The 11,622-nt window shown below is 45.8% G+C and carries 12 protein-coding genes; 9 read left to right on the forward strand and 3 right to left on the reverse strand.

What is annotated here, in order from left to right; genetic code table 11:
• Position 1 precedes the first annotated feature (1 nt).
• A complete protein-coding gene (locus AACR75_RS01290; RefSeq protein WP_047691489.1) occupies positions 2-1,231 on the forward strand; it encodes an FAD-dependent 2-octaprenylphenol hydroxylase in 1,230 nt (409 codons plus the stop codon).
• Between the two features lie 74 nt (positions 1,232-1,305).
• On the opposite strand, the gene AACR75_RS01295 is transcribed toward AACR75_RS01290, so the two are convergent.
• The gene (locus AACR75_RS01295; RefSeq protein ID WP_010319814.1) at positions 1,306-1,512 is read right to left on the reverse strand and encodes a DUF1107 domain-containing protein; all 207 of its coding nucleotides are present in this window, start codon (positions 1,510-1,512) and stop codon (positions 1,306-1,308) included.
• Positions 1,513-2,153: 641 nt separating this feature from the next.
• A complete protein-coding gene (gene ygfZ, locus AACR75_RS01300) occupies positions 2,154-3,125 on the reverse strand; it encodes a tRNA-modifying protein YgfZ (protein WP_047691494.1) in 972 nt (323 codons plus the stop codon).
• Positions 3,126-3,272: 147 nt separating this feature from the next.
• Here ygfZ and AACR75_RS01305 point away from each other — a divergent pair, with 147 nt between their 5' ends.
• On the forward strand, positions 3,273-3,533 hold the full coding sequence (locus AACR75_RS01305) for an FAD assembly factor SdhE (RefSeq protein WP_010319812.1): 261 nt from the start codon (positions 3,273-3,275) through the stop codon (positions 3,531-3,533).
• Positions 3,481-3,930, forward strand: a complete 450-nt coding sequence (locus tag AACR75_RS01310) for a protein YgfX (protein ID WP_331415636.1) — start codon at positions 3,481-3,483, stop codon at positions 3,928-3,930. Before AACR75_RS01305 ends, AACR75_RS01310 begins: the two co-directional genes overlap by 53 nt.
• Positions 3,931-3,984: 54 nt before the next feature.
• On the opposite strand, the gene nadB is transcribed toward AACR75_RS01310, so the two are convergent.
• Positions 3,985-5,592, reverse strand: a complete 1,608-nt coding sequence (gene nadB / locus AACR75_RS01315; protein WP_017046483.1) for an L-aspartate oxidase — start codon at positions 5,590-5,592, stop codon at positions 3,985-3,987.
• A gap of 423 nt (positions 5,593-6,015) precedes the next feature.
• Between nadB and rpoE the strand changes: the two genes are divergently transcribed.
• The 6 genes from rpoE (at position 6,016) to lepB (ending at position 11,587) form a co-directional block, all read left to right on the forward strand.
• Positions 6,016-6,588, forward strand: coding sequence for an RNA polymerase sigma factor RpoE (gene rpoE, locus AACR75_RS01320; protein WP_026027282.1), 573 nt, complete (start codon positions 6,016-6,018; stop codon positions 6,586-6,588).
• 34 nt (positions 6,589-6,622) lie between these two features.
• Complete coding sequence (locus AACR75_RS01325) at positions 6,623-7,246, forward strand: sigma-E factor negative regulatory protein (protein ID WP_017046484.1); 624 nt, start codon at positions 6,623-6,625, stop codon at positions 7,244-7,246.
• On the forward strand, positions 7,243-8,223 hold the full coding sequence (gene rseB, locus AACR75_RS01330; protein WP_047691497.1) for a sigma-E factor regulatory protein RseB: 981 nt from the start codon (positions 7,243-7,245) through the stop codon (positions 8,221-8,223). The genes AACR75_RS01325 and rseB overlap by 4 nt, the downstream gene beginning before the upstream one ends.
• Positions 8,220-8,690 (forward strand): SoxR reducing system RseC family protein, encoded by a 471-nt coding sequence (locus tag AACR75_RS01335; RefSeq protein ID WP_017046485.1) that lies wholly within the window; start codon positions 8,220-8,222, stop codon positions 8,688-8,690. The genes rseB and AACR75_RS01335 overlap by 4 nt, the downstream gene beginning before the upstream one ends.
• 112 nt (positions 8,691-8,802) lie before the next feature.
• Positions 8,803-10,596, forward strand: coding sequence for a translation elongation factor 4 (gene lepA, locus AACR75_RS01340; protein WP_026027281.1), 1,794 nt, complete (start codon positions 8,803-8,805; stop codon positions 10,594-10,596).
• A gap of 94 nt (positions 10,597-10,690) precedes the next feature.
• Positions 10,691-11,587, forward strand: coding sequence for a signal peptidase I (gene lepB, locus AACR75_RS01345; RefSeq protein ID WP_047691500.1), 897 nt, complete (start codon positions 10,691-10,693; stop codon positions 11,585-11,587).
• The last annotated feature ends 35 nt before the right edge of the window (positions 11,588-11,622 follow it).

Consider the following 11,622-nt stretch of genomic DNA (forward strand, 5'->3'; position numbering starts at 1 on the left):
TATGATGCAAAGTGTCGATATTGTCATTGTGGGTGGCGGAATGGTTGGCCTTGCACTGGCCGCCGCATTAAAACATAGCGAACTGCGCATCGCCGTGATTGAGGGGCGAGTACCCAGCCTTGAACTGGCAGATCTGCCTGATGTGCGAGTCTCCGCCTTAAGCCGTTCCAGTGGAATCATGTTGCGAAACCTTGGTGCATGGCAAGGTATTATTTCTCGTCGTGCTGCGTCTTATTCGGCGATGGAAGTGTGGGAACGCGATAGTTTTGCGCGGATCGAATTTAGTGCCAATCAGATGACTCAGCCGGATCTGGGACACATTGTTGAGAACCGCGTCATTCAATTAGCCTTACTCGAACAAGTACAAAAGCAAGCGAATGTGACACTCTTTATGCCCGCTCAATGCCAATCTCTGGCTGTCGGAGAAAGTGAAGCGTGGCTAACGCTCGATAACGGTCAATCACTCACCGCAAAATTGATAGTAGGAGCCGATGGCGCAAACTCTTGGGTTCGTCAGCAGCAAGACATTCCATTAACCCATTGGGATTATGGACACAGTGCGCTGGTGGCAAATGTCCGCACGGTGGAACCACATCAATCGACGGCAAGGCAAGTGTTTACACCACAAGGTCCGCTGGCCTTTTTACCTATGTCTGATCCTCATATGAGCTCAATCGTTTGGTCTACAGAGCCCAACCGAGCGCAGCGCTTGCTCAGCCTGTCTGAGCTCGAATTCAATAAGATACTGACCGCTGAGTTTGATCATCGTTTAGGTTTGTGTGAGGTGGTCGGTGAACGTGCTGCTTTCCCACTTAAAATGCGTTATGCCCGAGATTTTGCTTTACAACGAATCGCACTCGTTGGTGATGCGGCACACACCATCCATCCGCTAGCCGGGCAAGGTGTTAATTTAGGTTTACTTGATGCTGCAAGCTTAGCTCAAGAACTACTCGCGTTGTGGCATCAAGGTGAAGATATTGGCTTGCTCAAAAATTTGCGAGGTTATGAACGTTGGCGAAAAACAGAAGCCGCCAAAATGATTGCCGCGATGCAAGGTTTCAAAGATCTTTTTGAAGGTGATAACCCGGCGAAGAAACTGATCCGTGGCATTGGCATGCAGTTGGCTGGACAACTTCCTGGAGCCAAAGATGAGATTATGAAAAGAGCACTGGGTTTAAAAGGTGATTTACCTGATCTTGCCAAGAGTAAAATGGTGCTGCTTGAGCCCTAACAGTGATTAACCTAATGATGGCAAAAGGGCTGGCTTATGGCCAACCCTTTTAAAATTCTTTAATGAAACTCGTATTATGCGTAGGCGCAGCGTAGTCTCATGATTTCCTGATTCACTTCCTTCACCGTCTGAAAGTGGCGCTTGTCTGCGCGCTCTGGCAAGATCAGTTTGCCATTATCGAATTCAAATTTTCCAACCCCGTAAATATAGATTCTTCCTTTAAAAAGCCGACTTACGTGTTTAGCTATCATACCTGGCGTATAGCGCTTAAACAGTCTCATACTTCGATCCTTCTGTTATTCTAACACTGCAAATTATAAATAAATTGCGCCTCTAATAGTGTGATTGCCATAGAGGAATATGCAGTTATTGATGACTCTTTTGGATATTTGTGCTGCCGTAGTCAAAATGTTGGATAAATACCCATGTTTGCGTGATTATCTCCTCAAAATAGTGCTAACAAAAAATGCTCAGTGCACCATTCACTTGGTGCATATTAAGCACGACAAATATTACACTTTAAAGAATAGCTGCTGTTTATGGAAAGTGTTAAATTTTGGTTAGGAATAGCCTAAAAAAAAGCCCGCTTAAATAAAATAGGCGGGCGAATAGTCACAGATGCATTACACAAAAAGTGGATGTCCTGAAACAATCAGTGGATTCACTTTTTTTGCTGGTCAGGGCAACTTCTCGTTTGTCCTGACCAGCATTGTTAGAGTACGTCAAAATAAAACTGATGACTATTTATGTTTCAATAATGACTAAAAATTCACCCCTAAAGTTGTGTGATTTAGAGAGCGATCACGTGCCAATGTAATGGATTACATTATTGCATTCTTTTTCCTGAAATTTATTCGAGATAGGCGAGTGTTACAAAGCATACGCCTCGTAAAGAGGCGCATGGTCAATATAAGGAAGAAGCTTATTCGTCAGTAAGAGAGTAAGGGAGAGCTTGCATAAACCAACGAGTGTTTGGTTGGCTTGCAAGACGAAACTCAGTTTCTGGCTCGAGATTGTTTGGTAAGACTATTAAACCGATAGCGGTATTATCAGCAAACGTGTAATGAACCATTAATTGCCCAGCACTACGCCAGTTTTCTCCAACTGAGCGTTCGATCATGATTGGTTGATCATTACTTAGCGGTTGCTCAATGTTGCCTTGAAGGATGTACATTGCACGCTTATTAATGCCTCGATATTTAGCGCGAGCGACGGTTTCTTGGCCTGTATAACACCCTTTATTAAAGCTGATACCATTAAAGGCCTGAAGATTAACGGCTTGCGGTATGTGCTCATTTTGATCCGCTTGACCAAGGACGGGGACTGCTTCTTCGATATCAAAGCGAGTCCACGTTTCCTCGGTGACTTTCAGTGCTTCACTTTGCGTCATGAGCTGTTGCGCGGTTTGCTCTGAAACAAGTAATAGCCAACGTTGGGATGAAATTTTGATGGCGCTACCGCCGTCAATCAAACGCACTTCACCTTCATCCGCCGTTAATGTATTGATATATTGCTCAGCTTGTTCGCCCATAACGCCCAGTGCGACGTCTTGGCTCTGGCTGATATTGACCTTAGAAAAAATAGCGTATTTTTTCAGCTCTCTTAATTCAGTCTCTATCGCTGATAAAGGCTGGAACATCGCATAACCATCGTGATGATGGAACAGGCGAAAGACCGACCACACTTTGCCTTTCGCATCACAATGGGCGCCTAAGGTTGACTGTGTTGGTTCAAGAGTGACGACATTACAGGTCACTTGGCCTTGCAAATAGGCTTTTTTATCATTGCCTGAAATGATGATAGCGCCCCAGGATGCAAGATGAGTCAGCATCAGTGGTGGAAGTGAGTCATTGGCGGTTACTGCGAGAGGTGTCAATGTGTTTTGCCAGTCCATAGTCGTTACCTAAAGAGAATCTTGAGCCCCATGTTAATCCGGAAATTTTTTTTTGTCAGCTTGAACAGGGACTGTGACTCATCTACTAGTTGTATCTTCATCCAGTTGATACACTCAACGCAAATAAACATAAGGTGAGGAAAACCGATGTACACCACTGAAGAAAAAGCAAGAATCAAGTGGGCATGCCGTCGTGGAATGTTAGAGCTCGATGTGGTTGTGATGCCGTTCTTTGAAGAGTGCTTTGATTCTCTGAATGAAAATGAGCAACGAGATTTCGTTTCCCTACTTGAGTCTGACGACCCTGATCTATTTACTTGGATTATGGGGCATGGTCGTAGCGAAAATCTTGGGCATGCGGCCATGGTGGATAAAATTGTTGCCCACAACCTCAGTAAAGTGCGTTAATTTCGTATTATTTCCTTCCCATTTTGCCCGCATTACTAACTTCATTTTTTTGATGATAGCCGTGTGGGCATTATTGATATCGCCGATTCCACTTGTAACGCTCCCCTTATTTTACGCACCTCTTATCACCGCGCAAAAGAGTACCTCACTGTTAGTCCCTAGCTTAATCGGCCAATTCAAGCTCACGAGTCACGGTGAGTGGCAATGTGCCGACCAGAACCTGTCCATTGAAAAGGTTTCTACACAGTTTGCGTTTATGGTGTTGATCATTTATGCACAACAAGGTAAGCGCTATCTAGTGTGGCGCGACAGTTGTGTGGAAGCGGATTATCGCCGTTTATTGGTGCAGCTTCGGCAGGTTACCCATAACCAATCACCAACAATAAAGGAGCGATAAATGCTCCTTTATTCATTCGGTCAACTTGACGCTAACAGATGATCGTTGGCGAGGTTACTCGTCTGGCGTTAGGATCGTTGGGCCACTATTTTCGGCTAACTCTGGATAATCGAGCGTGTAGTGCAAACCGCGGCTCTCTTTACGTTGCATAGCACAACGCACCATCAGCTCTGCCACTTGCAGTAAGTTACGCAGCTCAAGCAGGTTATTTGAAACGCGGAAATGACTATAGTATTCGTGGGTTTCTTGTTGCAGTAATTGAATGCGGCGTAGTGCTCGCTCTAAGCGCTTATCTGTGCGGACAATCCCCATGTAATCCCACATAAATAGGCGCAGTTCATGCCAGTTATGTTGGATTACGACCTCTTCATCAGAGTTATTGACCTTACTTTCATCCCAACCGGGTAAGCTTGGTGGGAGCTGAGCCGTTGGTAATCCTTTTAAAATATCCTTTGCCGCTGACCAGGCATAAACGACGCATTCTAATAGAGAGTTCGACGCCATTCGGTTAGCGCCGTGCAAACCGGTGTAGCTAACTTCGCCGATCGCATACAGGTTATGCAGATCCGTTTTACCTTGTTTATTGACAATAACGCCACCACAAGTGTAGTGCGCCGCAGGAACAATCGGAATCGGCTCTTTGGTCATATCAATGCCCAAATCCATCAAGCGTGTATAAATGGTTGGGAAATGTTTTTCAATAAAATCGGCCGGTTTGTGGCTGATGTCCAGATACATACAATCAGCACCTAAACGCTTCATCTCATAGTCGATGGCGCGAGCCACGATATCACGAGGAGCCAGTTCGGCACGTTCATCAAAATCGAGCATGAATCGTGAACCGTCTGGGCGTCTTAAAAAAGCGCCTTCGCCACGTAGTGCTTCTGTCAGTAGGAAATTACGTGCTTCAGGGTGGAAAAGACAAGTTGGATGGAATTGATTGAACTCAAGGTTCGCCACTCGGCATCCTGCACGCCACGCCATTGCGATACCATCACCTGAGGAAACATCAGGGTTAGAGGTATATTGATACACTTTTGAGGCGCCGCCCGTGGCTAAAACGACAAACTTAGCGCGGATCGTTTCAACGTGTTCCTCATTGCGGTTCCAAATATAAGCGCCAACCACTCTTTTTTTATCACCACCGATTTTATCTTCGGTGATTAAATCCAGTGCATTGTGACGTTCAAGGATAGTAATGTTGGGGTGATTATGAACATTGTCTTGCAAGGAGGTTTGCATTGCCATGCCAGTGGCGTCAGCCGCGTGCAAGATGCGGCGATGACTATGGCCGCCTTCACGAGTTAAGTGATAGCGAGGTGCTTCATCACTGTCATTTTCTTCTCTGTCAAAAGGAACGCCGCCATCAATGAGCCACTGAACACACTCTTTAGCATGCTCGGCTATGAAACGGACAGTATCCTCTTCACAGATCCCTGCGCCCGCAATTTGAGTGTCTTCGACGTGTGACTCAATACTGTCTGATTCGTCAAAAACAGCGGCAATACCTCCCTGAGCGTAATAAGTGGCACCTTCACTGCGTGGTCCCTTACTCAGTACAATGACTTTACTGTGTTTTGCTACGCGTAGTGCGAGCGATAAACCCGCTGCGCCACTGCCTACGACTAATACATCGCATAGATGTTCACGGTTTGCGTTCATAAAACTTTTAAATTCCCGAACTAGAGTAGAGTTGTCCAACTCTCATTTTAAATATGCATTGCATGTATCTATACTCTTGAAGTGATTCAGCCGCAAGGTTTATCCACTAACGGTATCGCTATGGCTAACGGTATCGCTATGGCTTCAAGCCAATAGCAGTAGAGAAAGATTTGATGCAATACTTTGTAAATGCCATTGTCTTTCGTCTTATCGACCCTCACTATACTGGGGATCCCCTATAGTGAAATTAGATCACATTTATTGAATAATGCTTGGCAAATATTTTTAGACAGAATGGAACTTTCTATTCTCCCTTGAGTCACAATAGTGCTCATGTAAGCGGTGGTGTCAATACTACATTTTGCATAATGAATGCCCATATCTGAGAAGGTAAGGGGAATAACAATAGGAGTACAGGCTCGAATGAACGAGCAGCTGACCGATCAAGTATTGATTGAGCGAGTTCAGAGTGGAGATAAGCAAGCATTTAACCTTTTGGTTTTAAGGTACCAAAATAAAGTCTGCAACCTTATTTCTCGGTATGTGAGCAATTCTGGAGATGTAGCCGATGTCGCACAAGAAGCGTTCATCAAAGCGTATCGGGCTATCCCAAGTTTTCGCGGAGAGAGTGCCTTTTACACTTGGCTATACCGTATTGCTGTTAATACCGCTAAGAATCACATTGTAGCCCAAAGTCGTAGACCGCCCGCTAGCGATGTTGATGCTGAAGATGCTGAATATTACGAAAGTGGCAACGCATTAAAAGAAATATCGAACCCTGAGAACATTACGTTGTCGAAAGAATTGCAGCGGGTCGTTTTTGGTGCGATAGAAGCGTTGCCTGAAGATTTGAAAACTGCGATGACCTTGCGTGAACTGGATGGTTTAAGTTACGAGGAAATAGCAGAAGTCATGGATTGTCCTGTAGGAACGGTGCGTTCTCGCATCTTCCGTGCTCGTGAAGCGGTAGAAAAGAAAATTAAACCTCTTTTATAGCGCTCAAACTGGTAACGAAAATGGTGAATAAATAATGGCTGACAAAGAAAGACTTTCAGCACTCATGGATGGGGAAATGGTCGATAAAGCGCTCATTCAAGAATTAGAGCTCGACCAAGAAAGTTTGCAAACGTGGAAAAATTACCATTTGGTTGGTGATGTGATGCGTGGAGATGCCCCAGTCCGAGCTGAGTGGGATATTGCACAGAGCGTTGCATTAGCATTGGATGACGAACCCGCACACAGTCGTTTACAATCTGCTTCGGTTATTGATTTTCGTGATGCAAGCCGTGAGTCTCAGCCGACGCCAGCTCAAGCTCGTCGGCAGTTACCGGCTTGGCTTTCCCAATTTGGCCAGGTTGCGGTTGCTGCGTGTGTGTCGTTTGTGGTGATTTTAGGTGTTCAACAATACGGTGGCCGTGATTCAGGAGTGAATCAAAACGACCAATTACCCGTACTGCAAACCATTCCGTTGGCTGGCAGCGCAGAGCCAGTGAGCCTAACGCGTGATTCAGTAGAGCGCCAAACCAGCGAAAGCCGCGTGCAAGAACAACGTCGCCGCGTAAACGCATTATTGCAAGACTACGAGCTGCAACTTCGCCTGAACAGTGAAAGTGCAAGCCCACATAACGATGTACTTGAATCGGTAGTTGAATGAATAAATTCCTGATCAGTGCACTGGCGCTGTTCAGTTTGAACTCTACATTAGCCTTTGCAGAAGACCAACCTGCAGAGGCTTTGTTGCTTCAAATGAACGAGGCCAGTCAGCATTTAAATTATGAGCTGTCTTACATTCTGATTAAGAAAAACAGCATCGATCCACTGCTGTATCGTCATGCAAGTCAAGGCGATCAGCAATTTGCGCATCTCGTTTATCTCAGCGGCCCGATCCGTGAAGTGATTCGCCGTGGCAATGAAGTGAGTTACATTGAACCTGGGGTAGAACCGTTCACCATTGAGTCAAGCACTATGGTTGCGCCGACGATTCCGATGCTAACCAGCAATGTCACCGAATTAGGCCGTTACTACGATTTCGTCAAAGTTGGCCGTGCACGTGAAGCGGGTACGGCTTGCCAAGTGGTGCGAGTGGTGCCGAAAGATGGCTTACGCTATTCCTATATTTTGTGGGTAGATGAAACCAGTAACTTGCCATTGCGAGCTGATTTAGTCGATCGCGACGGCGAGGTGCTTGAGCAATATCGCACTATCTCTTACGCCATTAGCGACAAATTAGCGCAGGCGATGCAAGGGCTAAATGACGTTGAGTTACCCGAAGTATTAACGTTACCGAAAGGCAACCTTACGGAAAGTTTTTGGCAAGTGAGTTGGAAACCTGAAGGCTTTGAACCCAAAGAGCTTAACCGTTATCGTATGGCGATTACTGAGCGTTTGGTAGAGAGCCAGATGTTCAGTGATGGGTTATTTAGTTTTTCTGTCTATATTTCCGATAGTGACAACCATTCGCTGAAAGGCCAACTGGTTCGTCAAGGCCGCCGTACCTTGCATAGTGTGGTGAAAGGAAACAATGAAATCTCAGTGGTCGGTGATATTCCACCGGCAACGGCGCAGCGCATTGCTCAATCGGTGATGTTTGTCCAGCCTGCGGCGTCCTCAACAGAGGCAACCAAACCATGATGACGGCGTTAGCGACAGTCACCGCTGTTCAACCTGATGCTAAAGGGTTTCACGTTGAACTCAGTTGTCAGCAGCAGACCAGTTGCAGCAGTTGTTCGTCCTCCAAAAGCTGTGGCACAGGGATCGTATCGAAAGCGATTGGTAACAAAGCGCTGTTATGGCAACTCGATACGAAAAAACCAGTGAAGCAAGGCCAGACGGTTGAAATCGGTTTTCCCGAAAAAAGCTTGCTTCAATCGGCAGCCTTAGTGTATTTGGTGCCGCTTTTTATGATGATGTTTGGCGCTTGGCTGGGTGAGAGCCTCTTGGCCCCTTGGCTCGGTTTAGGTGAGGGCATCGTGATCATCACGGCCGCTGTTTTTATCGCGCTGGGGATCGGAATTGCCAAACGTTGTTCTGTGGTTCTTGAAAAACGATCGCAGCAAGAGGTGGTTTTGGTCCGAGTCCTTGGTGAACCTATCGCCTAATTTATGATGCGAACCCTACCGAAATTGGGTAGAATCGGCCAACTTTATGGAAACGCCGCTTGATGTGGCTTTCTTATGTCCCTTTTTTCAAGAGTTTAGTCATCCCAAATCTATGAAGCACATTCGTAACTTTTCGATTATCGCCCACATCGACCATGGTAAGTCGACCCTATCTGACCGTTTGATCCAAGTTTGTGGTGGATTAAGTGATCGTGAAATGGAATCTCAAGTTCTAGACTCTATGGACCTTGAGCGTGAGCGTGGCATCACCATCAAAGCACAGAGTGTGACGCTCGATTACAAAGCAAACGATGGCGAGACATACCAGCTCAACTTTATCGATACTCCTGGACACGTTGACTTTTCTTATGAAGTTTCCCGTTCTTTAGCCGCCTGTGAAGGTGCTCTATTGGTGGTGGATGCTGGTCAAGGCGTTGAAGCGCAAACATTGGCTAACTGCTATACCGCCATTGAAATGGACCTTGAAGTTGTCCCAATCCTAAATAAGATTGATTTGCCAGCCGCAGAGCCTGAACGCGTAGCGGAAGAAATTGAAGATATCGTCGGCATTGATGCTATTGACGCAGTGCGCTGCTCTGCGAAAACAGGCCTTGGCGTGGATGAAGTGCTAGAAAAAATCGTTTCTGGTATTCCGGCTCCTGAGGGCGATCCTGCTGCGCCGCTGCAAGCGTTAATCATCGATTCTTGGTTTGATAACTACTTAGGTGTTGTCTCTTTAGTGCGAGTGAAAAATGGTGCGCTGAAGAAAAATGACAAGATTAAAGTGATGAGCACAGGCCAAACTTGGGGTATTGACCGTTTAGGTATTTTTACGCCAAAACAAGTCGACAAAACCATGTTGAACACTGGTGAAGTGGGCTGGGTGGTTTGTGGTATTAAAGACATTCTCGGCGCTCCTGTAGGTGATACTCTGACCAGCGCGAAAGATCCGTGTGAAAAAGCATTGCCAGGCTTTAAAAAAGTGAAACCGCAGGTGTATGCGGGGCTTTTCCCTGTCTCTTCTGATGATTACGAAAACTTTCGTGATGCGTTAGGTAAACTGAGCCTAAACGATGCCTCGTTATTCTATGAGCCAGAAAGTTCGGCTGCCCTTGGTTTTGGTTTCCGTTGTGGTTTCTTGGGTATGCTCCACATGGAGATTATTCAAGAGCGTTTAGAGCGCGAATACGATCTTGACCTTATCACCACTGCGCCAACGGTAGTCTATGAAGTGAAGAAGACCGATGGCACGATGCTTTATGTTGATAGCCCTGCTAAATTGCCTGCGGTGAACGACATTGAAGAGATTCGTGAACCGATTGCGCGTTGTAACATTTTGACCCCTTCTGAATATTTGGGTAACGTCATTATGTTGTGCGTTGAAAAACGTGGCGTGCAGGTTGATATGGTCTATCACGGTAACCAAGTAGCCTTGACTTATGATGTACCGATGGCCGAAGTGGTGCTTGATTTCTTTGACCGCTTGAAGTCAACTTCTCGTGGTTATGCATCACTTGATTATGGTTTCCAACGCTTTGAAGCTTCAAGCATGGTCCGTGTGGATATCTTGCTAAATGGTGACAAAGTGGATGCGCTAGCCATCATCACTCACAAAGACAATTCGCAAACGCGTGGTCGTCAAGTGGTTGAGAAAATGAAAGAGTTTATCCCTCGCCAAATGTTTGATATCGCGATTCAAGCGGCGATCGGTAACCACATTATTGCTCGTTCAACCGTGAAGCAGCTGCGTAAAAACGTACTGGCGAAATGTTACGGTGGTGATATTAGCCGTAAGAAAAAACTGCTTAAGAAGCAGAAAGAAGGTAAGAAGCGCATGAAGCAAATTGGTAATGTTGAGTTGCCACAAGAAGCCTTCCTTGCCATTTTGCACGTAGGTAAAGATTAAGCATTGCTTTGGCTTTCTTATGCATGCAGTAGTCACCATTTAAGTGAAAGAGTTTCGGCTCTTTCACTTTCGTATTTTTAGATAAGGGAACTCCATGGCGAATACATTTTCACTCATCTTGGTGATCGTCACACTATTGACTGGCATAGTTTGGGTGCTGGAGAAGTTGGTGTGGGCGAAAAAACGTCAACAGAAGATGGCCGCTATTGAAGCGCAAACCAACGGCTTGGATGACAAACTCAGCGCCAAAATTTCCGCGCAACCTTGGTGGATTGAAAACAGTGTTTCTATCTTCCCTGTGATTGCTTTTGTGCTGGTGCTACGCTCTTTTGTGTACGAACCTTTTCAGATTCCATCTGGCTCAATGATGCCAACGTTGCTGGTGGGCGACTTCATCTTAGTTGAGAAATACGCTTACGGTTTGAAAGACCCAGTATGGCGTACTCAACTGGTCGAAACTGGTAAACCAGAGCGTGGTGATGTCGTGGTGTTTAAATACCCACCGCAACCAAGCATTGACTACATCAAGCGCGTGGTCGGCATGCCGGGTGACACAGTTCGTTATAGCAGCAACAAAGAGATTTGTATTCAAGCTCAAGGTTCAACAGAATGTAAACAGGTCAAACTGTCCAATGTTGAAGAGAGTGAGTTCAACCAAAATGGCATCCCTTTAATTCAAGTGAATGAAAAGTTAGGTCAGGTTGAACACCAGATTTTGATCAATCCATTGCGTCGTGATCGTGTTGATGCTTATCAGCCACGCCATGGCGTTAATGAATGGGTTGTTCCTCAAGGTCAGTATTTTGTGATGGGTGATAACCGTGACAACAGTGCTGATAGCCGTTACTGGGGCTTTGTTCCAGAAGCAAACTTAGTCGGTAAAGCGGTCGGTATTTGGATAAGTTTTGAGTTTGAACGTGGTGCCGATAGCGTTTTACCTTCGTGGATCCCAACTGGTGTGCGTTTTAACCGCATTGGTGGCATTAACTAGGCTAGCTTTGGCTAGCCATCACTACATCGAGAGAG

Origin of the sequence: Vibrio sp. ZOR0018, assembly GCF_963865925.1 — a bacterium.
Classification (GTDB): Bacteria; Pseudomonadota; Gammaproteobacteria; order Enterobacterales; family Vibrionaceae; genus Vibrio; species Vibrio anguillarum.

Coding starts and splice junctions, on each gene's coding strand:
- AACR75_RS01290 (WP_047691489.1), top strand. CDS start 2: ATGATGCAAAGTGTCGATATTGTCATTGTGGGTGGCGGAATGGTTGGC.
- AACR75_RS01295 (WP_010319814.1), bottom strand. CDS start 1,512: ATGAGACTGTTTAAGCGCTATACGCCAGGTATGATAGCTAAACACGTA.
- ygfZ (WP_047691494.1), bottom strand. CDS start 3,125: ATGGACTGGCAAAACACATTGACACCTCTCGCAGTAACCGCCAATGAC.
- AACR75_RS01305 (WP_010319812.1), top strand. CDS start 3,273: ATGTACACCACTGAAGAAAAAGCAAGAATCAAGTGGGCATGCCGTCGT.
- AACR75_RS01310 (WP_331415636.1), top strand. CDS start 3,481: ATGCGGCCATGGTGGATAAAATTGTTGCCCACAACCTCAGTAAAGTGC.
- nadB (WP_017046483.1), bottom strand. CDS start 5,592: ATGAACGCAAACCGTGAACATCTATGCGATGTATTAGTCGTAGGCAGT.
- rpoE (WP_026027282.1), top strand. CDS start 6,016: ATGAACGAGCAGCTGACCGATCAAGTATTGATTGAGCGAGTTCAGAGT.
- AACR75_RS01325 (WP_017046484.1), top strand. CDS start 6,623: ATGGCTGACAAAGAAAGACTTTCAGCACTCATGGATGGGGAAATGGTC.
- rseB (WP_047691497.1), top strand. CDS start 7,243: ATGAATAAATTCCTGATCAGTGCACTGGCGCTGTTCAGTTTGAACTCT.
- AACR75_RS01335 (WP_017046485.1), top strand. CDS start 8,220: ATGATGACGGCGTTAGCGACAGTCACCGCTGTTCAACCTGATGCTAAA.
- lepA (WP_026027281.1), top strand. CDS start 8,803: ATGAAGCACATTCGTAACTTTTCGATTATCGCCCACATCGACCATGGT.
- lepB (WP_047691500.1), top strand. CDS start 10,691: ATGGCGAATACATTTTCACTCATCTTGGTGATCGTCACACTATTGACT.